Origin of the sequence: Bacillus sp. NMCC46, assembly GCF_002998465.1 — a bacterium.
Lineage (GTDB): Bacteria > Bacillota > Bacilli > Bacillales > Bacillaceae > Bacillus.
In genome coordinates this window covers 267,290-288,287 of record NZ_PVQZ01000002.1, presented here as the reverse complement: position 1 = coordinate 288,287, position 20,998 = coordinate 267,290, and the positions used below count along the sequence as shown (strand labels likewise).

The 20,998-nt window shown below is 41.0% G+C and carries 25 protein-coding genes; 18 read left to right on the top strand and 7 right to left on the bottom strand.

The features are described 5' to 3' along the window. Positions 1 to 2: 2 nt before the first annotated feature. Complete coding sequence (locus C6Y01_RS07105; RefSeq protein WP_034661328.1) at positions 3 to 896, top strand: deoxyribonuclease IV; 894 nt, start codon at positions 3 to 5, stop codon at positions 894 to 896. 48 nt (positions 897 to 944) lie between these two features. Here C6Y01_RS07105 and C6Y01_RS07100 read toward each other — a convergent pair whose 3' ends face one another. Beyond that, positions 945 to 1,199 carry a DUF2624 domain-containing protein gene (locus tag C6Y01_RS07100; protein ID WP_034661327.1) on the bottom strand — a complete coding sequence of 85 codons (255 nt, stop codon included), beginning with the start codon at positions 1,197 to 1,199 and terminating at the stop codon, positions 945 to 947. A 140-nt stretch (positions 1,200 to 1,339) separates the two neighbouring features. On the opposite strand from C6Y01_RS07100, the gene C6Y01_RS07095 reads away from it, so the two are divergent. The 5 genes from C6Y01_RS07095 (at position 1,340) to C6Y01_RS07075 (ending at position 5,451) form a co-directional block, all read left to right on the top strand. Further along, positions 1,340 to 2,221, top strand: coding sequence for a YitT family protein (locus C6Y01_RS07095; RefSeq protein ID WP_034661326.1), 882 nt, complete (start codon positions 1,340 to 1,342; stop codon positions 2,219 to 2,221). A 135-nt stretch (positions 2,222 to 2,356) separates the two neighbouring features. Then, positions 2,357 to 3,133, top strand: a complete 777-nt coding sequence (locus C6Y01_RS07090; RefSeq protein WP_034661324.1) for a metal ABC transporter ATP-binding protein — start codon at positions 2,357 to 2,359, stop codon at positions 3,131 to 3,133. Continuing rightward, positions 3,133 to 3,993, top strand: coding sequence for a metal ABC transporter permease (locus C6Y01_RS07085; RefSeq protein WP_034661323.1), 861 nt, complete (start codon positions 3,133 to 3,135; stop codon positions 3,991 to 3,993). The genes C6Y01_RS07090 and C6Y01_RS07085 overlap by 1 nt, the downstream gene beginning before the upstream one ends. Further along, on the top strand, positions 3,971 to 4,399 hold the full coding sequence (zur, locus tag C6Y01_RS07080; protein WP_012010595.1) for a zinc uptake transcriptional repressor Zur: 429 nt from the start codon (positions 3,971 to 3,973) through the stop codon (positions 4,397 to 4,399). The genes C6Y01_RS07085 and zur overlap by 23 nt, the downstream gene beginning before the upstream one ends. Before the next feature lie 134 nt (positions 4,400 to 4,533). Further along, positions 4,534 to 5,451: an ROK family protein gene (locus C6Y01_RS07075; RefSeq protein WP_106037991.1), complete on the top strand. Its 918-nt coding sequence runs from the start codon at positions 4,534 to 4,536 to the stop codon at positions 5,449 to 5,451. 106 nt (positions 5,452 to 5,557) lie between these two features. Here the strand turns inward: C6Y01_RS07075 and C6Y01_RS07070 are convergent, their stop codons facing one another. Beyond that, positions 5,558 to 6,136 carry a 5' nucleotidase, NT5C type gene (locus C6Y01_RS07070; RefSeq protein ID WP_034661321.1) on the bottom strand — a complete coding sequence of 193 codons (579 nt, stop codon included), beginning with the start codon at positions 6,134 to 6,136 and terminating at the stop codon, positions 5,558 to 5,560. Positions 6,137 to 6,275: 139 nt separating this feature from the next. Between C6Y01_RS07070 and C6Y01_RS07065 the strand changes: the two genes are divergently transcribed. Further along, a complete protein-coding gene (locus C6Y01_RS07065; RefSeq protein WP_034661320.1) occupies positions 6,276 to 6,638 on the top strand; it encodes a DUF308 domain-containing protein in 363 nt (120 codons plus the stop codon). Between the two features lie 43 nt (positions 6,639 to 6,681). Here C6Y01_RS07065 and ispG read toward each other — a convergent pair whose 3' ends face one another. Then, positions 6,682 to 7,794: a flavodoxin-dependent (E)-4-hydroxy-3-methylbut-2-enyl-diphosphate synthase gene (ispG, locus tag C6Y01_RS07060; RefSeq protein WP_034661319.1), complete on the bottom strand. Its 1,113-nt coding sequence runs from the start codon at positions 7,792 to 7,794 to the stop codon at positions 6,682 to 6,684. Positions 7,795 to 7,899: 105 nt separating this feature from the next. Continuing rightward, positions 7,900 to 8,202 (bottom strand): hypothetical protein, encoded by a 303-nt coding sequence (locus C6Y01_RS07055; protein WP_034661318.1) that lies wholly within the window; start codon positions 8,200 to 8,202, stop codon positions 7,900 to 7,902. A gap of 189 nt (positions 8,203 to 8,391) precedes the next feature. Here C6Y01_RS07055 and C6Y01_RS07050 point away from each other — a divergent pair, with 189 nt between their 5' ends. After that, entirely contained in the window at positions 8,392 to 8,937 is a 546-nt protein-coding gene (locus tag C6Y01_RS07050; RefSeq protein WP_034661316.1) for a GNAT family N-acetyltransferase, read from the top strand. Between the two features lie 54 nt (positions 8,938 to 8,991). Here the strand turns inward: C6Y01_RS07050 and C6Y01_RS07045 are convergent, their stop codons facing one another. Beyond that, positions 8,992 to 9,762: a DUF1189 domain-containing protein gene (locus tag C6Y01_RS07045; RefSeq protein ID WP_034661315.1), complete on the bottom strand. Its 771-nt coding sequence runs from the start codon at positions 9,760 to 9,762 to the stop codon at positions 8,992 to 8,994. A 143-nt stretch (positions 9,763 to 9,905) separates the two neighbouring features. Between C6Y01_RS07045 and C6Y01_RS07040 the strand changes: the two genes are divergently transcribed. From C6Y01_RS07040 to pstB (C6Y01_RS07000), 9 genes are all read left to right on the top strand, one after another. Further along, positions 9,906 to 10,391 (top strand): DUF456 domain-containing protein, encoded by a 486-nt coding sequence (locus tag C6Y01_RS07040; RefSeq protein WP_106037990.1) that lies wholly within the window; start codon positions 9,906 to 9,908, stop codon positions 10,389 to 10,391. A gap of 187 nt (positions 10,392 to 10,578) precedes the next feature. Beyond that, positions 10,579 to 11,187 (top strand): superoxide dismutase SodA, encoded by a 609-nt coding sequence (sodA, locus tag C6Y01_RS07035; RefSeq protein ID WP_007501264.1) that lies wholly within the window; start codon positions 10,579 to 10,581, stop codon positions 11,185 to 11,187. A 122-nt stretch (positions 11,188 to 11,309) separates the two neighbouring features. Next, positions 11,310 to 12,596, top strand: coding sequence for an MFS transporter (locus C6Y01_RS07030; protein ID WP_034661312.1), 1,287 nt, complete (start codon positions 11,310 to 11,312; stop codon positions 12,594 to 12,596). A gap of 122 nt (positions 12,597 to 12,718) precedes the next feature. Beyond that, the gene (locus C6Y01_RS07025; protein WP_034661311.1) at positions 12,719 to 14,854 is read left to right on the top strand and encodes a peptidoglycan D,D-transpeptidase FtsI family protein; all 2,136 of its coding nucleotides are present in this window, start codon (positions 12,719 to 12,721) and stop codon (positions 14,852 to 14,854) included. 214 nt (positions 14,855 to 15,068) lie between these two features. Continuing rightward, the gene (locus C6Y01_RS07020) at positions 15,069 to 15,986 is read left to right on the top strand and encodes a phosphate ABC transporter substrate-binding protein (RefSeq protein ID WP_034661310.1); all 918 of its coding nucleotides are present in this window, start codon (positions 15,069 to 15,071) and stop codon (positions 15,984 to 15,986) included. A 79-nt stretch (positions 15,987 to 16,065) separates the two neighbouring features. Further along, the gene (pstC, locus tag C6Y01_RS07015) at positions 16,066 to 16,992 is read left to right on the top strand and encodes a phosphate ABC transporter permease subunit PstC (RefSeq protein ID WP_003217329.1); all 927 of its coding nucleotides are present in this window, start codon (positions 16,066 to 16,068) and stop codon (positions 16,990 to 16,992) included. Continuing rightward, positions 16,992 to 17,876 carry a phosphate ABC transporter permease PstA gene (gene pstA, locus C6Y01_RS07010; protein WP_034661309.1) on the top strand — a complete coding sequence of 295 codons (885 nt, stop codon included), beginning with the start codon at positions 16,992 to 16,994 and terminating at the stop codon, positions 17,874 to 17,876. The genes pstC and pstA overlap by 1 nt, the downstream gene beginning before the upstream one ends. 23 nt (positions 17,877 to 17,899) lie before the next feature. After that, positions 17,900 to 18,712: a phosphate ABC transporter ATP-binding protein PstB gene (gene pstB / locus C6Y01_RS07005; protein ID WP_034661308.1), complete on the top strand. Its 813-nt coding sequence runs from the start codon at positions 17,900 to 17,902 to the stop codon at positions 18,710 to 18,712. A 14-nt stretch (positions 18,713 to 18,726) separates the two neighbouring features. Next, complete coding sequence (gene pstB / locus C6Y01_RS07000; RefSeq protein ID WP_034661307.1) at positions 18,727 to 19,509, top strand: phosphate ABC transporter ATP-binding protein PstB; 783 nt, start codon at positions 18,727 to 18,729, stop codon at positions 19,507 to 19,509. Positions 19,510 to 19,552: 43 nt separating this feature from the next. Here the strand turns inward: pstB (C6Y01_RS07000) and C6Y01_RS06995 are convergent, their stop codons facing one another. Next, the gene (locus tag C6Y01_RS06995) at positions 19,553 to 20,044 is read right to left on the bottom strand and encodes an endolytic transglycosylase MltG (protein WP_034661306.1); all 492 of its coding nucleotides are present in this window, start codon (positions 20,042 to 20,044) and stop codon (positions 19,553 to 19,555) included. Next, positions 20,041 to 20,388, bottom strand: a complete 348-nt coding sequence (locus tag C6Y01_RS06990; RefSeq protein WP_003217285.1) for a hypothetical protein — start codon at positions 20,386 to 20,388, stop codon at positions 20,041 to 20,043. The genes C6Y01_RS06995 and C6Y01_RS06990 overlap by 4 nt, the downstream gene beginning before the upstream one ends. A 420-nt stretch (positions 20,389 to 20,808) precedes the next feature. Here C6Y01_RS06990 and rpmG point away from each other — a divergent pair, with 420 nt between their 5' ends. Next, positions 20,809 to 20,958, top strand: coding sequence for a 50S ribosomal protein L33 (rpmG, locus tag C6Y01_RS06985; protein ID WP_008360061.1), 150 nt, complete (start codon positions 20,809 to 20,811; stop codon positions 20,956 to 20,958). Positions 20,959 to 20,998: the final 40 nt, after the last annotated feature.

Genomic DNA, 20,998 nt, shown 5'->3' with positions numbered 1-20,998 from the left:
CATTGTTGAAGATTGGTTCACATGTATCCATGAGCGGAAAACATATGCTTCTTGCAGCGAGTCAAGAAGCTGCCTCTTATGGTTCGAATACGTTTATGATTTATACAGGTGCACCGCAAAATACGCGCCGCAAAAAAATTGAAGACCTCAATATTGAAGCTGGACAAGCGCATATGAAAGAGCATGGTATGACAGATATCGTCGTACATGCACCGTATATTATTAATATTGGGAACACCGTAAATCCAGCGACATTTGAGCTTGGCGTGGACTTCCTTCGCTCTGAGATTGAACGTACAGAAGCGCTAGGTGCAGGGCAGATTGTTCTCCACCCAGGTGCACATGTCGGAGCAGGATCAGAAGCAGGAATCCAAAAAATCATTGAAGGTTTAAACGAAGTCATCGTAAAAGGGCAAGAGGTTCAAATTGCACTTGAAACAATGGCAGGCAAAGGATCAGAGTGCGGAAGAAGCTTTGAAGAGCTTGCCCAAATTATCGACGGAGTGACACATAACGAAGCACTTTCAGTCTGCTTTGATACATGTCACACACACGATGCTGGTTATCCGATTGTAACTGACTTTGATGGGGTGTTAGAAGAATTTGATCGAATCGTCGGTATTGACCGAATCAAGGTTCTTCATATTAATGACAGTAAAAACGTACAAGGCGCAAGAAAAGACCGACATGAAAATATCGGCTTTGGTGAAATTGGCTTCGATGCACTGAACTATATTGTGCATCACCCGCAGCTTCAAGATGTGCCCAAAATCTTAGAAACGCCTTATGTAGGTGAAGATAAAAAGAACAAAAAACCACCTTACAAATTCGAAATTGCGATGCTGAAAGAAAAGCAATTTGACGAAGGCTTACTAGATAAAATTAAGGGTCAGTAAAAAAGCATACAACATCATGAGGTGCCGCTAAATGCGGCCCTTTTTTGCTTAACTTGTAAACTGATTAAACAGATCATTGACAGTCTGAGCTGTCTGTTTAGAAGTAATCGCTTCCACTTGCTTAAGAAGCCGGTTACGCTCTGCATCATTAAAAATATTGACGTTTTTCCCATTCATGAGTTTGGCCACCTCGACAGCTTGGTTTGACGTTAAACTGACACCATACTGTTTCGCATACCTTAACAGATCATTTGCTGTGATCTGATTGAGCCGCTGCAGGACAATTTTTTGAATTAAAATCAATTCCATTCCTCCCCTCTGTAACAATGTATGGGCGAAAACGGAAAATGTGCAAAAAATTTTATTTTATCCTGTGAAATGATAAAATAGTAAAGTGAATAAAATGTTCATTGAAAATTTAACATGTGTAGAAGGGAGAACGTATGGCAAATAGTAAACAGCATAGAAAGGAATCAGTGCCTCATTTTATTTTGAGAATTTTCCTGATTCTAGTAGGAGCTGCATGCGCAGCAGTCAGCATTGAATTATTTTTAGTGCCAAACAATATTATTGATGGAGGCATCATCGGTATTTCGCTTATTTTGGATTATCTCTTTACAGATAACCCATTCATCAATTTTGCGACGATTGTTGTCATTTTAAATATTCCATTTATGATATCAGGATACAAACATATTGGGAAAACCTTTCTGGTTTCCACAATGATTGGGATTGTCAGCTTAGCCGTGATTGAATCTTCACTCCATCATGTAGAGGCATTTACAAATCAGCCGATCTTAGCTACTGTATTTGGCGGGCTATTACTTGGTTTTGGTGTTGGACTTGTCATCCGTAATGGAGGCTCAATGGATGGAACAGAGATCTTAGGAATTCTTCTGACGAAAAAAATTCCTTTCTCCGTCGGTGAGTTTGTCATGATCGTCAATGTGTTCATTTTTATTTGGGCAGGCTTTGTCTTCGGACCAGAGCAGGCTATGTATTCTGTCATGACATATTATTTGGCAATGAAAACAATTGATGCTGTCATTCAAGGGCTTGATGAAACAAAAGCTGTCATTATCGTGTCAGATTATTATGATGAAATTTCAGATGCGATTCTTCATCGACTTGGCAGGGGAACGACAAAGCTGAGAGGGAAAGGCGGCTATACAGATGAAGAAAAGGATGTCATCTACGCCGTTGTCACAAGACTTGAAATTACAAAGCTAAAATCCATTGTATTTGAAATTGATGGTCAAGCATTTATTACGATTATGGATACGCATGAAACAAAAGGCGGTAAGTTCAAAACAGCCATTCATTAGCTTTTATTTTACTTTTTAATCTTTCTTTTATATAATGAAATGTATGTATGGACAGAGAAAATGGCAAAAGCCATTTTCTTTTTGTTGTATAAATCGTAATCATTCTTTTTATATTGATTAAAGGTGGAAAGATTCATGGCAAAGCCAATTATTGAAATGAAGGACATTTCGTACTCGTATGGACAGCGAAATGTCATTGATCACATTCATTTAACAGTAGAGGAAGGGAACTTTCTAGCACTTGTTGGACCGAATGGATCTGGTAAAACAACCTTATTAAAATGCCTGCTTGGGCTCATTAAACCACAGCAAGGTGAATTAAAGCTATTTGGCACGCCTGCGTCAAAATTTAGAGACTGGGATCAAATTGGATTTGTTTCTCAAAAGGCGAATAGTTTTAATACGGGTTTCCCTGCTTCTGTTTACGAGGTCGTTGCAAGTGGATTGACGGCGAAAATTGGTTTATTCAAACGAATGAGCAAGCAGGACAAATGGCAAGTTGAGGATGCCATTCGCTCAGTTGGCATACAAGATTTAAAGCACCAAAACATCGGTGAACTTTCAGGCGGTCAGCAGCAACGTGCTTTTATTGCCCGTGCGCTCGTCAGTCAGCCAAAGCTGCTCATTTTAGATGAACCGACGGTTGGTGTAGACCAGCGGACAGTAGAAGGCTTTTATCAGCTGCTCGAAACATTGAACAAAGAAAAAGGAATGTCTTTAATTCTCGTTACACACGACGTTGGCACCGTTTCTGATAAAGTCACCCATGTGGCTTGCTTAAATCAGGCACTTCATTTCCACGGGGATGCAGAAACGTTTGATTCAATGGATGATCAAGCGTTATCTCAATTTTACGGACATGACATTCAAGTGATTCATCACGACCATCACCATCATGGGGGACATGAATAATGCTATTTCCATTTTTTCATTATGAATTTTTACAAAATGCGTTTATCGCAGGGATGCTGATCGGCTTTATTGCGCCCTTACTTGGTGTATTTATCGTCGTGAGAAGGCTCTCGCTGATTGCAGATGCCCTCAGTCACGTATCACTTGCCGGTATTGCAGCAAGCTTATTCCTTGATAAAAAGTATGGCCTCTTGACAGGGGTGAGCCCGCTGTACTTAGGGATGGCGTTTTCTGTTGCCGGTTCATTGTTTATTGAACGTCTGCGCTCCGTGTATAAGCATTATCAGGAGCTTGCGATTCCTATTATTTTATCAGGTGGTATCGGGATTTCCGTCATCTTCATTTCACTAGCGAATGGCTTTAATACCGATTTGTTTAGTTATTTGTTCGGAAGTGTCAGTGCGGTTTCGAGATTAGATCTTTGGATTATTGTTGGGATTTCACTCGTTGTTGTGTTAGTTGTCGTGCTTTTATATAAAGAATTGTTTTTACTTTCTTTTGATGAAGAGCATGCAAAGGCTTCTGGTATTTCAGCGAAATGGATTCATTTTATTTTTATCTTAGTCGTCGCACTCGTCATTGCGGCATCAATGCGTATCGTAGGCACACTGCTTGTCTCCGCGCTTATGACGCTTCCTGTTGCGGCAAGTATCCGTATTGCCAAAGGATTCAAACAGGCGATCTTCCTTTCGATCTTGTTCGGTGAATTGTCTGTATTGGCCGGATTAATCTTAAGCTATTATCTAGATTTAGCGCCAGGCGGAACCATTGTGATGCTGTCCATTTTGATTTTAATCGGATGTATTAGTATTGGAAAATTCAGAAGGGGGAATCATCATGAACGTACAAGAAGCGCTTGATTTATTAAAGGAAAAAGGCTACAAATATACAAGCAAACGTGAAGATATGCTTCAATTGTTTTCTGATTCTGATAAATATTTGACCGCTAAAAATGTGCTGACGGCACTAAGTGAAGACTACCCAGGTCTTAGCTTTGATACGATATATCGAAACTTATCGCTATATGAAGACTTAGGTATATTAGAAACAACGGAATTGTCAGGGGAGAAGCTTTTTCGTTTTAAATGCTCATTTTCTCATCACCACCATCACTTTATTTGTCTTGCATGCGGTAAAACAAAGGAGATCGATGCCTGTCCTATGGACAAGCTAGACGCCGATTTAGAGGATTATCACATTAGTGGACATAAATTCGAAATCTACGGAACGTGTCCTTCCTGCGAACCGAAGGAAGTTCACTCATGAAAAAGCCAGCCGCAGAGCTGGCTTTTTCTTTTGTCTTTTTGAAAACGTTTTACAAAGGGCGGCTGTTTCATTAAAATGAGAACAAGGTACGATGCAGCAATTTGCGTCTTTTGGAGTAAAGGGAGGGGTCAAAAGTGGCGTATTATGTCGTGTTCGATGTAGGCGGGACGAGAACAAAACATGGATTAATGGATCAGGATGGGGAGCTGGTCACGAGCGGTGACTATCAAACGAACTGCCGGCAGCTTGAACCGTTTTTAGAAGTTATGGCGGATGTGGTCAAGCAATATCAGAGAACGTCGGATGTCAGCGGAATCGCCATTAGTCTTCCGGGCTTTGTGGACAGTGAAACAGGTTATACAGAATTTGCAGGAGCCATCATCGCCTTAAATGGTCAAAATGTAAAAACACTTTTAGAAGAGAAAACATCTCATCGTGTTGAAGTTGAAAATGATGCGAATTGTGCAGCTCTTGCAGAAAAATATAGTGGCCATGCGAAAGATTGTGACAGCTTTATTTGTATGACGATTGGCACAGGTGTTGGCGGTGGTCTTTTCGCTGGCGGTCAGCTTGTGCGCGGGGCTTCCTTCCGCGGCGGTGAATTTGGCATGATGCTGACAGAGACAGAAAATGGACAATTTACAACACTCAACAGCAGTGCTTCAACGGCTGGATTAATTCGCAGCTATAAAGAAAAGCAAGGAATTCCGCAAAGTACTCAAATAGACGGTCAAGAAATTTTTGAAAAGGCAAAGCACGATCCGTCCATTGAGAAGCTGGTGGATCAGTGGTACAAGCGAATCGCCATTGGTATTTACAATGTAGCAACTGTCCTTAATCCAGAGAAAATCCTCATTGGAGGCGGCGTAAGTGCAAGACCGGATTTACTATCAAGCATTGAGAAACATTTACATACACTGCATGCGTGGAAGAACATTCAGGTGAAGCTGGAAACGTGCCACTACTTGAATCAGGCAGGCATGAAGGGAGCACTGTACCATTTTCTCATGAAAGAAGGTCAGCTTGTTCCATCAAAAAAGCCGATACATTAAGGGTTTTCAACTATGCTGAAATGAAGCCAAAGAGATAAAATAAAGATCATTTTATCTCTTTGTGCGCAATCAAAAGCCGATACATTAGCGTATCGGCTTTTCTGTATTAATAAACAGTTTCAAAACGCTGCTCGTATTGTTTAATCCATTGAGATGCTTCCTGCCAGTTGTTGACGCGTATAATCCTGTCATCAATGGGCATTTGATTATATGGGGAGTTAAAAAGAATAACCGGTATGTCAGCCTCTTTTGCAATCATTGTGGCATTCCCATGATGATCCTCGAAAAACACATCAATCTTGTGCTTTTGCACAGCTTCGAGCTTATGATGACCGCCAACCAGCTCAATGTCATCATAGGGCACGTGATGTTTGTGAAACCACTCGTAGGTGATATCCGCATGATGCTGCCTTCTCGCTGTAATATAGATCAGCCTGTGTTTATGTTTCATTTGATCAAGAATCTCTTTTGCGTCCTTAGCAGGCTTTGCCTGTTTATATATATGAGGCTCATGCTGATTCATCCAGCCCCAAAACTCTTCTTGAGAAATATTTAAAAGCTTCGTCAAATCATATTCTGTCATATCATCTAGTGTTATGGCACATTGGAACGACTCATTTAAATAGGGAACAAAGGTATCCTGCGCCGTCACTGTGCCATCTATATCAATTCCTAAACGTAACATGCCCACACTCCTCATTTTTATACTCTTAAAGTGTAACATAATCAATTCACAATTCCAGCAAGTTTTAGCAAACATGAAACAGACATTTTTGCTCATACTAAAAAAGCTCCTTTCTATTAACCAAAAGGGGGAATTGATCATGGAAAGAGACGAAGATTTCAGAAGAAATGATCGTGAAATCGACACACACTTTAGTAATGATGATGGCTATCTAGAGGAAACAGCTGCTGAAATTGCAGAGCCATATCAGGCTTCAAGAGATCGAGTAGACAGACGAGAACGTGACCAAGCAGGTGACGATTCAGGCAGTAAGGGGATAGGCTATACAGCACTCGCGATTGCGATTATCTCGTTATTTGTCTTGCCGGTGCTATTAGGAGTAGCGGCAATCGTCGTTGGTTATATTGCAAGAAGAAAAGGAGCACATGCGCTTGGCGCATGGTCAATCGGGATCGGAATTGTTTCCGTCATCCTTGGCATATTTATCACCCCGTTCTTTTAACAAGAACAGAAAAACGCCTGACAGTGACGTCAGGCGTTTTTTGTTATGCGTTGGCTTTTGCTTTTTCAGCTTCCATTTTTGCATAATGCTCTTCAGCGATTTTATCGATTTCTTTTTTCAGTTCTTCAACCATTGTTTCTTCTGGCACTTTACGAACAATTTCACCTTTACGGAACAATAGGCCTTCGCCTCTAGCTCCAGCAATTCCGATATCAGCTTCACGCGCTTCACCTGGACCGTTTACAGCGCAGCCAAGAACAGCTACTTTAATCGGTGCTTTAATCGTGGAGATATATTCTTCGACTTCATTTGCAATGCTTATGAGGTCGATTTCAATTCGGCCGCAAGTTGGGCAAGAGATCAGTGTGGCTGCATTTGATGCAAGACCAAATGATTTCAACAGTTCACGTGCTACTTTTACTTCCTCAACTGGATCAGCACTTAATGAAATGCGGAGTGTATTCCCAATCCCCATATTCAAAATAGCGCCGAGACCAGCTGCACTTTTGACCGTACCTGCAAATAATGTACCTGATTCTGTAATTCCAAGGTGAAGAGGGTAGTCAAACGCTTTTGCTGCTTTTTCGTACGCCTCAATAGCTAGGTTGACATCAGATGCTTTCATGCTGACGATGATATCATGAAAATCTAGATCTTCTAGAATTTTAATGTGGTGCAGTGCACTTTCGACCATACCATCTGCTGTTGGGTAGCCGTATTTATCAAGAATTTTTTTCTCTAATGAACCAGCGTTTACCCCAATACGGATTGGAATGCCTTTTTCTTTTGCTGCTTTTACAACCGCTTCGACTTTTTCTCGTCTTCCGATGTTTCCTGGGTTGATTCGAATTTTGTCTGCACCTGCTTCAATGGCCTTCAGTGCAAGCTTGTAGTCAAAATGAATATCGACAACAAGCGGGATGTTGATTTGTTTTTTTATGTCTGCAATCGCATTTGCTGCACGCTCGTCTGGGCATGCGACACGCACGATTTGACAGCCTGCTTCTTCAAGACGCTTAATTTCAGCTACTGTCGCTTCGACATCATGTGTTTTGGTTGTTGCCATACTTTGAATGACAACCTCATTATTTCCACCTATAGTTAAAGGTCCCACTTTGACGGGACGCGTTTTAGTACGATGTGTGACTTCACTCACTTGTCAATCGCTCCTTAGTGTACAAGCAATCATTTGCCATGTACGTCTTGTTTTACAGTTCATATTGTAACAGTCTCTTTGTATGAATGACAAGGAATTAACGTTTTATCTCTTATATACCGGAAACTTATATGTGCTGCCTGCCCGAATTTCGTTTGCTTTGACGCCTTGATTCAGCTCTTCAAAATCCTCAATGACTTCATCAAGTGGCTTGCTTGTATGGACGATAGAGACGACGGTTTCACCTTGTTTCACCGTGACCTTCTTATATGCTTTTTTCTCAGGTGTTTGAAAGGCATTTGCAGGGACAGCTGGACCTTCTTCAACAGGGATGGTGCCATTTTTTAAATCAAAAAAGATAATAAAAAGGACAAACAAACTGATTAGCAAAAAAATAATACGCCGCATTTCACTCACCGCTTTTAAGAGTTTACTTCAGTCTATGCATGTCCTGAAATGATAGAACCAACATGAGGAGAAAAGATGAAAAGGGAGGTTCTAGTTCGTTCTAGTGAGTCTTGTATTGAATTTACGCTCGGCGATGCTTTTTCAAGCTTCTATCACCATTATGATAAAATAAAAACAGGGGGAAAGTTTATGAAGAAAATCAGTCAGCAGATATATGTGAGAGCGCTAACAGAAGAAGATGCACAGCCACTACTTACACTTGAGCTTGAGAATCGCTCCTATTTTCAGCAATTTACACCTTTGGTTAAAGACGATTTTTTCACGTTATCTCGTCAAATTGAACGAATTCAGCGCAGTGTGGAAAGGTGCGCAAAGGATGAAGCTTACATGCACGGTATTTTCTTAAATGAAACAGATGACTTAATTGGGACAATCTCATTAAGTTCTGTCGTTAGAGGCCCGGTAGAAGGAGCTTGGCTAGGGTATGTACTTGATGAAAAGCATGGCGGTAAAGGGTATATGACAGAAGCCATTCGTTTAATCATTGATTATGCCTTTGATGAACTGCACCTTCATCGTATTGAAGCTGGAGTAAAGCCGAGTAATATAGGTTCTATTCGTGTACTTGAAAAGACAGGTTTTGAAAATGAGGGATTGAATCGTAAAAAAGTAAAGATTAATGGTGTGTGGGAAGATCATTATTTGTTTGCGATCATTCATCCAGATGAATCATAGAGCATGAACATACATAAAAAGCTCCTCCAAGTTGGGGGAGCTTTCATTTACTCATTAACTTTTGACAAGTGGTTTATGTTTAGCGGGTATTTCCTTTACGACGAGATATAAGAAGATAAAGTTAATGATCCAATTTAATAAAAATGAGTTCGCAACAGGCGTGTTTAATGCACTCATGATAGCGAAAAAGACCGTTGTTAATGTGAGTGAATAAGCGGAGAGCTTCCATAGCATTTGGAAAGACAGCTCTTTTTGCTGCATGCGTTTAATAAATGTACCAAGCATCGCAAGGAATGTTGCGCTAATGAACATGAGAGCCGCAGTTGATAGATACAGCAGCACCCAGATAACTGGGATAATAATCGCTTGATTCTGATTTGTGACGCGGGCGAGTTCGTCTTTTGTCAGCGTTCCGCCAAGCAGCTGGTATGGGATATCTGTCATTTGGCCATCAATGGCGATCACTGCTTTTTCTTTTAATAATGCGATGGCCGTTTGCTTTGATTCAAGCTCACTTGCTTTTATTTTTTCAGCAGGATCAAAGATGATCGTAATGCCGTTTTCTTCTTTTTCTATCGGTGCACTTTGATCCGCTTGAAGCTTTCCTTTTTCGATTGAGAAATCAGGTAAATCTTTTTTGATCACATGCTGAAATCCTGACATCGCATTCGAGATCTCTTGACTCATATGATAACCCTGAGGAACTGCTGCGATGATCGAAAGGATAAAAATGAATAAAATCGCTTTGCCAATCCCTGTAAACCGTGCTTTAGCAATATCTTTTGGTGAATAAATACCTTTTAACAATAGTTTAAATACGTTCAATCAATTCACTTCCTACATTCTTTTCTATTTCTCATATTGTATCAATGTCTATCTATCAAGTACAAGTATGGCCTTCATCGCTGGTTAAGATAGATGGAATGAGGCATAATGTATACAGCATATAAAAAGGAGGCGGCAGTAACTTGGACGTGCTGTATTGGATTCTGGTTATCTGTGCATTTATCATTGCGTTTGTTGGACTTGTTTATCCAATTATCCCTAGCGTGGTCTTTATGGTTCTCGGATTTATTCTATATGGTTTCTTTTTCAGCTTCGAGCCGCTTACACTGACGTTCTGGCTCCTTCAAGCCGTGTTTACCGCGGTATTATTTGCGGCAGATTATGTCTCAAACCTCATTGGGGTCAAGCGTTTTGGCGGCAGTCGTGCAGCTATTTGGGGAAGCACCATTGGGTTATTAACCGGTCCTTTTGTGATTCCCATTGCAGGAATTATCATTGGTCCATTTATCGGAAGTGTCATTGCAGAGCTCCTTGTTCATCAAAAAGATGTGAAGACGAGTGTGAAAGTGGGATTAGGCTCATTAATCGGGTTTATATCAGGTGTATTTGCCAAAGGATTGATTCAAGCGCTGATGCTGGGCATCTTTTTATTTTATGTCCTTCGCTAAATAGAAAAAGGGAGTTTAAAACTTTTTCTAAAGGGCTAAATACAAAATAAACACTGAAATGTTTCAGATCATGAGCAATAACATTGAAACAAGCCAATTCTTTTGATACTCTTTGAGTAGGTTGAATTGCTTGCTTACGACCTAAGGAAGCATTTCAGTACATACATTTCTAAGGAGGAATTTAACCATGGCTTTTAAACTTCCAGAATTACCATATGCTTACGATGCATTAGAACCACATATCGACAAGGAAACAATGACGATTCACCACACAAAACACCACAACACATACGTAACAAACTTAAACAAAGCAATCGAAGGTGTATCAGCTCTTGAAGATCAATCAATCGAAGAGCTAGTGGCTAACCTAAACTCTGTGCCTGAAAACATTCGTACAGCTGTACGTAACAATGGCGGAGGACATGCTAACCACTCATTATTCTGGACGCTTCTTTCACCAAACGGTGGCGGCGCACCAACTGGTGAACTTGCAGATGCAATCGAAAAAGAATTAGGCGGATTTGAAAAATTCAAATCTGATTTCGCTGCAGCAGCTGCAGGACGCTTTGGTTCTGGTTGGGCATGGCTTGTTGTGAACAATGGCAAACTTGAAATCACAAGCACGCCAAACCAAGATTCTCCTTTAACTGAAGGAAAAACACCAATTCTAGGACTTGACGTTTGGGAGCATGCTTACTACCTAAACTACCAAAACCGTCGTCCTGATTACATTTCAGCTTTCTGGAATGTTGTGAACTGGGATGAAGTGGCTCGCCTTTACAGCGAAGCTAAATAAATCATTCGATTTGAAAAGACCTGCTCTTTAGAGAAGCAGGTCTTTTTATATTTTCCCTCCTTTTTTTACATATCTGCCTTTTGATGAGACAGACTATTGTGTAGAAAAGGAGAATGAAATATATGAGCAGATTAAAGAAAATGTTCGGGGACATGGATGTTACAAAAGATTTAATGCTCCTCCTCACGATTGGCGGATTATATGCACTTGCCATTGCGCTTTCAAATACGTTTGTAAACGTGTATTTATGGAAACAGTCTGGGAAATTCACGGATCTTGCAATTTACAATCTGGCTATTGTTGTGCTTCAGCCCATTACGTTTTTATTCGCAGGCCGGCTCGCTAAAAAAATAGACCGGGCTTTTGTCCTTCGTTTCGGCGTTATCTTTTTAGCCGCTTTTTACTTAATTGTCTTAATGGCAGGAGAGCAAGCGGCCGCGCGGCTTGTTTTATTAGGGAGTGTCCTTGGGATCGGCTATGGTTTTTACTGGCTTGCTTTTAACGTACTTACCTTTGAGATCACTGAGCCTGAAACAAGAGATTTCTTTAATGGGTTTCTCGGAGTGCTGTCATCTACTGCTGGCATGATCGGTCCTCTCATTGCGGGGATTGTCATTTCTCAATTAACGGATGATACAGGCTATACGGTGATTTTCACGTTATCGCTTTTTTTGTTTTCACTAGCGGTTGTGATGAGCTTTTTCCTCAAGAGAAGGCAGTCAAAAGGGAAATTTATCATCAAGCAAATATGGAAAGAACGCCATGCCGACGAGAATTGGCGTAAGATTACAACAGCTCACTTTTTTCAAGGGCTTCGTGAAGGGGTCTTTGTCTTCTTAATCAGTGTCTTTGTGTTTATTGCAACAAACAGTGAGCTTGCTCTCGGGACGTTTGGTTTAGTGAACTCAGGTGTTGCCTTTTTCGCTTATTTCTTCGCTACACGTTTGATTAAGAAAAAATGGCGAAAGAAAGCCATTATGCTTGGCGGGCTGATTTTATACGGCGCCTTGTTCTTAATCGTCTTTCACTTGTCCTATGTATCACTTCTCATGTATGCGGTAGCCATTGCGATAGGATACCCGCTTCTGCTTGTTCCATATGTATCCTTAACATACGATGTTATCGGTCATGCAAGGTATGCAAGGAAAGCCCGAATTGAATATATTGTGGTCAGGGAGCTGTTTTTAAATGCTGGCCGTATTTGTTCCATTGTGTTGTTTCTTCTGTCTGTCACCTTACTGGGTGATGAGCTCGGAATTCCTGCTTCTCTTGTTGTGCTTGGAGCGGGACACACACTCATTTATTATTTTGTAAAAGATATTCATTTAAAAGAAAAAACAGCTGATATGAAAGAGACTGACGGTCAAAAGCCAGTTTCTCACACGAACCTTATTAAGGGAGAAAGGTAAAATTTCTTACCAATGGAACATCAAATTTCTAGATAAATAATAGAAAAACCGCTAAAATGATGATGGCACCTTTTATACACAAAAAGGGGTGCCATTTCTTTCTTGATAGAAAAGGTGATGTGATGAGAAACAAGAAAAACAAAAAAGACGCAAAGGAAGGGCGCAAAACACTTCCACTCCGGCTGAATTTACTATTTTTAGCTGCGTTTATTATTTTTACCGGTGTTGTTGTGAGACTCGGATTTGTACAAATTGTCAATGGAGAAGATTATAAAAAGCAGGCAGAAAAACAAGAAGATGTGAATGTCAGCTCATCTGCTCCACGCGGAAAAATTTACGATCGAAACTATAATACGATTGTCAGTAATAAAGCGCTAAATGCCATTACATATACGAGAACCTCGACGACTTCACAAGAAGAGCGGCTCAAAGTGGCTACAAAATTAGCGGATATGATTCATGTGAGTACGAAAAAAATCACAGATCGTGACAAAAAAGATTTCTGGATTTTAACGCATCCGAATGAAGCGAAAAAGCTTGTTCAAAAGGAATCGAAATTAAAGGGTGACGATAAGGTCGCTGATGATAAATTATATGAGCTTCAGCTGAAACGCATCACGGACAAGGAATTAAATCAACTGACGAAAAAAGACTTACAAGTGCTTGCGATTAAAAGACAGATGGATGCAGGTTATGCACTTACGCCTCAATTCATTAAAAATGATGATGTGAAGCCAAGCGAAATTGCTTACGTCTCTGAGCATTTGGACGAGCTGCCAGGTGTGGATGTCACAACAGACTGGTCACGCAGCTATCCGTATAAAGGACTGCTCCGCAGTATGCTCGGCAGTGTGTCCTCAAGTGATGAAGGACTTCCGCAGTCACTTCTTGAACATTATTTATCGCTCGGCTACAGCCGAAATGATCGTGTAGGAAAAAGCTATCTAGAATATCAATATGAAGATGTCCTGCAAGGCCAAAAGGAAAAAGAACAGAGCACAACTGATAAAGAGGGCAATGTGACAAGCTCTAAAGTGCTAACAGAAGGAAAGAGCGGGAAAGACCTTGTGCTCACCATCGATATTCAGCTGCAAAAAGCGGTTGAAAAAATCGTTGAAAAGAACTTGAGAAGTGCGAAACAAAGAGGCGGCACAGAGCTTCTTGATCGCGCGTTTGTAGTCATGATGGACCCGAGAAATGGAGAAGTTCTCTCCGTAGCGGGGAAACAGATTTCAAATAAAAACGGAAAATATAAATTTGATGACTACGCATTAGGAACGATGACATCATCCTATGCGATGGGCTCAGCTGTCAAAGGGGCAACTGTACTGACGGGATATAAAACAGGCGTGCTTCACATAGGAAGTACCCAGTACGATGAACCGCTATATATCGCGCAGTCACCGCCAAAGAAATCCTATCAAAATATGGGACTCATTAATGATTTAACGGCACTCGAGCGTTCATCTAACGTGTATATGTTTAAAACAGCGATTGCCGTTGGAAAAGGGGAGTATCGTAAGAACCAGCCGCTCCCAATCGATCCGAAAGCTTTTGATACATTCCGTTATAATTTCAGTAAATTTGGTCTCGGTGTCAAAACAGGGATTGACCTGCCAAACGAAGCGACAGGCTACCGGGGAACGTCTACACAATCTGGTCTCCTGCTTGACTATGCAATTGGACAGTATGATACGTTTACACCGCTGCAAATGGCGCAATACGTTTCAACGGTTGCAAATGGCGGATATCGTTTACGTCCGCAGCTTGTTAAAGAAGTGAGAGAGCCAGATCCGCAGCGCGGCATTGGTGCTGTAACAGAATCCGTCAAACCGGACGTATTGAATAAGCTAGACATGACGAGTGATGAGATCAAGCGTGTTCAGCAAGGCTTCAAGCTTGTTATGCAGAACCCACGAGGGACAGCCTATTCGAACTTTGGCAACAAAAAATACAACCCGGCTGGCAAAACAGGGACCGCTCAATCATTCTATGACGGCCCAATTAAAAGCAAACGCGGCACACCAACGTATAACACCACTCTTGTTGCGTATGCGCCTGCTGATAATCCAGAAGTGGCCATTTCCGTCGTTGTACCGTGGGTGTATCAAGACTACAACCAGCGCTATCCAATTACAAATGATATCGGTGAACAAGTATTAGACAAGTACTTTGAGCTGAAATCAAAACAGGAAAGCAATGATACACAAGCGAAGAACAAAAATAAAATTGAAAATGAAGCAGAAACAAATGACTAGACCTTTTCTAGGTAAAAACGCTCACTTTTTGTGGGCGTTTTTTTACGTTTTCTTCAAATTTTTCGAGATAAATTGACAAAATGCATAAAAAACATCGCAAGATCTCTACAAAACTTCGACATTTACAAAACCTTAACATTCCATTTAAACGAAATTAATAAAGAACCTTTAATGTATTACTCGTAGGACAAATTATTCAGGGGGTATTCTTGAAATGAAAAAGAACAAATTATGGCTGCTTACTTTCCTTACTATCGCATTGTTAGCATTCGTCACAGCATGCGGAAACAGCAGCTCAAGCGGAGATTCAAAAGACAGTAAAGGAAATGCTTCAAACAAAGATGAGGCATCAGGTTCCATTACCATCTCAGGATCATCTGCGATGCAGCCTTTAGTTCTTGCGGCAGCAGAAAAATTCATGGATAAACATCCAAAAGCCGATATTCAAGTGCAAGCCGGCGGTTCAGGAACTGGACTTTCTCAAGTTTCAGAAGGATCTGTACAAATTGGTAACTCAGATGTATTCGCAGAAGAGAAAGACGGAATCGACGCAAAAGCTTTAACAGACCACAAAGTAGCAGTTGTTGGAATGGCCGCAGCTGTAAACCCTGAAGTTGGTGTCAAAGACATCACAAAGGACGAATTGAAAAAAATCTTCACTGGTAAAATCAAAAACTGGAAAGAGCTTGGCGGGAAAGACCAAAAAATCACTCTTGTGAACAGACCTGACTCTTCAGGAACTCGTGCAACATTTGTGAAGTATGCACTTGATGGTGCAACACCTGCAGAAGGAATCACAGAAGATTCTTCAAACACAGTGAAAAAACTGATTGCAGAAACACCAGGTGCGATTGGATACCTAGCATTCTCTTATTTAACAGATGACAAAATAACACCGCTTAGCATTGATGGTGTGAAACCGGAAGAAAGCAATGTAGAAAGCGGTAAATATACAATTTGGGCTTACGAGCATTCTTATACAAAAGGTGAGCCGGATGGTCTAGCAAAACAATTCTTAGATTACCTCATGAGTGATGAAGTACAAAAAGAAATCGTCAAAGACCAAGGTTACATCTCAGTTTCTAATATGAAAGTAGAAAGAGACGCAACAGGCAAACAAACAGATAAGTAAGAGGTCTTGAATTGCTGATGAAGGAAAAGTGGAGCTTTTCACTTTTCCTTTTATGACATTCATAGGAGTGTAGAAAAAGATGAAGCAGATAGAACATACAGAAGCGAGCGATCGACTGATCAGCTCGAAGAAAAATAGGCAAATGGATGAAGTAAGAGGAAGTATTTTGGTGAGATTCTGCGCATTCTTAATGATTGCTGTATCAATCGCCATTACCATCTTCCTTGGCATTAAGGGTTTACAATCTTTCATCGTAAATGGTGTAAGCCCAATTGAGTTCTTAACCAGTATCAATTGGAACCCAACAGCAGAAAACCCGCAGTACGGTGCATTTCCGTTTATCTTTGGATCAATCGCCGTCACGCTCCTATCGGCACTCATTGCAGCGCCGCTAGGCATCGCAGGCGCCATCTTTATGACAGAAATTGCACCTGCTTGGGGACGTAAAATCCTCCAGCCAGTCATTGAATTGCTTGTAGGGATTCCATCCGTTGTTTACGGATTCATAGGTCTTACAGTATTGGTGCCGTTTATCGGACATTTCAAGTCAAGCGGCTCAGGACATAGCGTGCTAGCAGGAACGATTGTCCTGTCTATTATGATCCTGCCAACCGTTACATCCATTGCGACTGATGCAATGGGTTCACTACCAAAAAGTTTACGTGAGGGATCGTACGCATTAGGCGCAACAAGATGGCAAACGATTAGACGTGTGCTTGTCCCGGCAGCTCTGCCAACATTAATGACAGCGGTCGTGCTCGGCATGGCTAGAGCATTTGGAGAAGCCCTTGCTGTACAGATGGTCATTGGAAACACGCGTAATTTACCAGAGAGCATTATGGATACAGCTGGTACATTAACAACCATTATTACGTTAAACATGGGTCACACAACGTATGGAAGTGTTGAAAACAATACACTTTGGTCAATGGGACTTGTCCTTCTAGTTGTATCATTTATGTTCATACTTATTATTAGATACTTGTCGTCTAGGAGGAAGATTTAATGAATAGCAAAATGACCGATCGTTTTGCCACGTTTGTTTTTGGATTATGTGCTGCCATTATTACGGCGATCCTCGTTGGTTTGTTTTCTTATATCATTTTCAATGGTGCAAAAGAATTAAACTTTGACTTTTTGACCACTCGCTCAAGTGCGATTGGCTCTGGCGGCGGCATCAGGGATCAGCTGTTTAACTCGTTTTATATTTTGTTTATTACGATGCTGATCACAGTCCCGCTTGGCGTCGGCGGGGGAGTGTATATGGCAGAGTATGCACCTCAAAACAAAGTCACAGATTTTATTCGTACATGTATTGAAGTGCTGTCTTCACTTCCGTCTATCGTCATTGGGATGTTTGGTTTACTCATGTTTGTGAATTTAACAGGCTGGGGCTATACGATCATTGGAGGAGCTCTTGCGCTCACTGTGTTTAACCTGCCGGTGATGGTCAGGGTGACAGAAGATGCGCTGCGCTCTGTACCGAAGGATCAAAAGGAAGCATCACTTGCGCTTGGTGTAACGAAGTGGCACACAGTCAAAACGGTCCTTATTCCAGGTGCGCTTCCGTCTATAATCACTGGTGCGATTTTAGCATCAGGAAGAGTCTTTGGTGAGGCGGCTGCCCTTCTTTTTACAGCAGGTCTCTCCACACCGCGCCTTGATTTCACAAACTGGAGTCCTTTTTCTGATACGTCACCGCTGAATGTGTTTAGACCGGCAGAAACATTAGCCGTTCATATATGGAACGTCAATACACAAGGAATCATTCCAGATGCAGAAGCCATTGCAAATGGTGCATCAGCTGTACTTGTGCTTTCAGTCTTATTGTTCAATTTAGCAGCTAGATGGCTTGGTTCATTTATTCATAAAAAGCTTACGTCAAAATAATGTGAGAGAGGTGTGAAGGGGATATGGTTCAAATGCTGGCAGAAAAAAAAGAGATTGCAGCGAAAAAGGCTCCACTTCAAGCGGAACAGATTTTACAAGTGCAGGATTTAAGCATTTATTATGGTGAAAAAAGAGCGGTCAATCACATTTCATTCGAGATTGAGAAGAATGCAATCACCGCATTAATCGGTCCATCCGGCTGCGGGAAGTCTACCTTTTTACGCAGTATTAACCGCATGAACGACTTAATTCCAGGTGCGAGAAGTGAAGGGGCGATCATGTACGAAGGATTAAATATTTTGGATGACCGTATTAATGTGGTGAATTTAAGAAGAGAAATCGGCATGGTCTTCCAAAAACCAAATCCATTTCCTAAATCGATCTACAATAACATCACCCATGCGTTAAAGTATGCTGGGGAAAAAAGAAAATCTGTGCTTGATGATGCGGTTGAAGAAAGCTTAACAAAGGCGGCGTTATGGGATGAGGTCAAAGATCGTTTGCACCGATCCGCTTTGTCATTGTCAGGCGGTCAGCAGCAGCGCCTTTGTATTGCACGTACACTTGCGATGAAACCTAGTGTCTTGCTATTAGATGAACCAGCTTCTGCTCTAGACCCTATCTCAAATGCGAAAATTGAAGAGCTATTAGGCGAATTGAAAAATGATTATTCAATCGTCATTGTGACACACAACATGCAGCAAGCGCTCCGTGTATCTGATCGTACGGCCTTTTTCTTAAACGGAGATCTAGTAGAATATGATGCCACAGAACGTATCTTTACACGTCCTGCGCAGCAAAAAACAGAAGACTATATCAATGGTCGATTTGGATAAGGCGGGTGGATTTGATGAATGCAGTAGCAACTGAAACAGCAAAAAAAGAAGTGTTTCGTGTGAATGATATGAACCTTTGGTATGGACAGCATCATGCATTGAAGCATATTGACTTAGCGATTAGAGAGCATGAAGTCACAGCGATTATCGGCCCATCCGGCTGCGGAAAGTCAACGTTTATTAAAACGTTAAATCTTATGGTCAAAACAGTGCCAGGTGTGAAAATCACTGGGGATATGATGTATAAAGATGACAACATTTTAAAAGGTCGTGTCGATTTAGTCGAGTTGCGTAAAAATGTCGGTATGGTGTTTCAAAAAGGGAATCCTTTCCCTCAGTCAATTTTTGATAATGTCGTATACGGACCAAGAATTCACGGAGTTAAGAGCAAGCAGCAATTGAAAGAAATCGCTGAAAAAGCGCTTCGAGATGTTGCCCTATGGGATGAAGTGAAAGATCGATTAAGTGCTCCCGCTCTAGGCCTTTCTGGCGGTCAGCAGCAGCGTCTTTGTATCGCAAGAGCCATTGCCACAAGCCCAGACATCTTATTAATGGATGAACCAACATCAGCGCTTGATCCTGTCTCAACATTAAAGATTGAAGAATTGATTATGAAATTGAAAGAGAAATATACAATTGCCATTGTGACGCATAACATGCAGCAAGCGGCTAGGGTATCAGACCGAACGGCATTCTTCTTAATGGGGGAGCTTGTTGAGGTTAATGATACGAATGTGATGTTTTCTGAGCCAAACGATCAAAGAACGAATGATTATATATCTGGTCGATTTGGATAATAAAAACCCCCTGGAGGTCAGTGCCGCCAGGGGGTTTTTATTGTTATTTTGTTAAGGCTTTGACGATTTGTTTGAACGTCATCCCTGTTTTTAAATTGAACTTGCCTGCACGAATTTCTTTATGGTAGCCGGCGTCAATCACGTAATCATTAAAATCTTTAGACGAGTTGATGATGCCGTCCTTTTCCAGCATGTCTGAAACATCACTTGTACTCATACCGTTTTTAATCACGAATTTGATCGATTTGCCTTTAGGCTTTTGTTTATCACTCTTAGAATCGCCGTCTTCATTTGCCTTCAGCGCTTTTTCTTTATAGTCAAGAAGCTGCTGGTACGTTTCACGGCTGACAGTGACTTCTTTTTTGGAGTCTAAATAGTTTTTCACGTCAGTGTCTGTTACTTTCTGTGCGAGGGTTTCTTTTGTTGTTGTATCAGCTGCTGCCTCGTCTTTCCCAGTGAGAAAAAAGACAATCGCAAGAACCCCAGTTGCAAGAATCATACCTGCTGCAAACGTTTGGATGCTTTTTTTCGTCATACAAGCACCCTCTCGTTGTCTTTAATGATCATGTTGACATCTTCTACAGATACATGCTCAGCGCGCGCAATGGCCTCAGGAGACATGCCATTTTGGTGCTTTGAAATGATCTGTCTTGCGATGGATGGATCAATTTCTGAATGCTTGCGAACGACGATGTTTGTTTCAAGTAATTCTTCTTCAAGCACTTTCATTTTCTTTTTCAGTTTATAGATTTCTTGCATTGCAGATAGTTGAAGTGTTTCAAGTTCCTGCTCGACTTCTTTAATCGGCTCTCTTTGAAAATATGAGAATGCGATCAGTACAATACTGACAACAAGCAATCCGATAATTGCAATTTCCATGTTTCATCACCTTTTATTCATATTTTAATGCTGAAAGCCATAAAAGGCTTTCAAGATTTTTTCAGACAGTTTTCGACCCTTCTTTTTTATACCATAAAAAAGCTAGTTTCAAAAGGAATTGCTGAAGAAAATCACCTTTTTTTCATCTTTTTTCTTTTTATATGTAAAACGAGTATGAAAACCTTGCTCGCTGTCAAAATAAAAGAGAGCGGCGGGGAGAAGAGGGGGTCTCATGTATACAGTACGACAAAGGATAAGGTTTTATAGGGGAGCAGACGATTTTTCATGACATAACCATGCGATATGTAAGTGAATGCACTCAAAATGAAATTGGTGAAAAAACATTCTAGCATTCCTAAGCTAGAAGTGGTATTATAGTTAGGTCTGAATGTGAATTGATTTTAGTTTGGAGGGAAAAATATGCGCGTAAATATTACTCTAGCTTGCACTGAATGCGGTGAGCGTAACTATATTACTAAAAAGAATAAGCGAAACAATCCAGATCGCGTTGAATTCAAAAAGTATTGCTCACGTGATAAAAAACAAACTTTACATCGTGAAACAAAGTAAGCAGCAGGGAATTTTCCTGCTGTTTTTTTATGATGGGAGA

Bases quoted from the DNA above. Each gene is read 5' to 3' on its own strand.
- pstA (WP_034661309.1), top strand. From the start codon at position 16,992: ATGAATAGCAAAATGACCGATCGTTTTGCCACGTTTGTTTTTGGATTA.
- C6Y01_RS07055 (WP_034661318.1), bottom strand. From the start codon at position 8,202: ATGCGGCGTATTATTTTTTTGCTAATCAGTTTGTTTGTCCTTTTTATT.
- C6Y01_RS07030 (WP_034661312.1), top strand. From the start codon at position 11,310: ATGAGCAGATTAAAGAAAATGTTCGGGGACATGGATGTTACAAAAGAT.
- C6Y01_RS06990 (WP_003217285.1), bottom strand. From the start codon at position 20,388: ATGGAAATTGCAATTATCGGATTGCTTGTTGTCAGTATTGTACTGATC.
- C6Y01_RS07050 (WP_034661316.1), top strand. From the start codon at position 8,392: ATGAAGAAAATCAGTCAGCAGATATATGTGAGAGCGCTAACAGAAGAA.
- pstB (WP_034661307.1), top strand. From the start codon at position 18,727: ATGAATGCAGTAGCAACTGAAACAGCAAAAAAAGAAGTGTTTCGTGTG.
- C6Y01_RS07085 (WP_034661323.1), top strand. From the start codon at position 3,133: ATGCTATTTCCATTTTTTCATTATGAATTTTTACAAAATGCGTTTATC.
- C6Y01_RS07070 (WP_034661321.1), bottom strand. From the start codon at position 6,136: ATGTTACGTTTAGGAATTGATATAGATGGCACAGTGACGGCGCAGGAT.
- sodA (WP_007501264.1), top strand. From the start codon at position 10,579: ATGGCTTTTAAACTTCCAGAATTACCATATGCTTACGATGCATTAGAA.
- C6Y01_RS07065 (WP_034661320.1), top strand. From the start codon at position 6,276: ATGGAAAGAGACGAAGATTTCAGAAGAAATGATCGTGAAATCGACACA.
- C6Y01_RS07090 (WP_034661324.1), top strand. From the start codon at position 2,357: ATGGCAAAGCCAATTATTGAAATGAAGGACATTTCGTACTCGTATGGA.
- rpmG (WP_008360061.1), top strand. From the start codon at position 20,809: ATGCGCGTAAATATTACTCTAGCTTGCACTGAATGCGGTGAGCGTAAC.
- C6Y01_RS06995 (WP_034661306.1), bottom strand. From the start codon at position 20,044: ATGACGAAAAAAAGCATCCAAACGTTTGCAGCAGGTATGATTCTTGCA.
- pstB (WP_034661308.1), top strand. From the start codon at position 17,900: ATGGTTCAAATGCTGGCAGAAAAAAAAGAGATTGCAGCGAAAAAGGCT.
- C6Y01_RS07020 (WP_034661310.1), top strand. From the start codon at position 15,069: ATGAAAAAGAACAAATTATGGCTGCTTACTTTCCTTACTATCGCATTG.
- C6Y01_RS07025 (WP_034661311.1), top strand. From the start codon at position 12,719: ATGAGAAACAAGAAAAACAAAAAAGACGCAAAGGAAGGGCGCAAAACA.
- pstC (WP_003217329.1), top strand. From the start codon at position 16,066: ATGAAGCAGATAGAACATACAGAAGCGAGCGATCGACTGATCAGCTCG.
- C6Y01_RS07095 (WP_034661326.1), top strand. From the start codon at position 1,340: ATGGCAAATAGTAAACAGCATAGAAAGGAATCAGTGCCTCATTTTATT.
- zur (WP_012010595.1), top strand. From the start codon at position 3,971: ATGAACGTACAAGAAGCGCTTGATTTATTAAAGGAAAAAGGCTACAAA.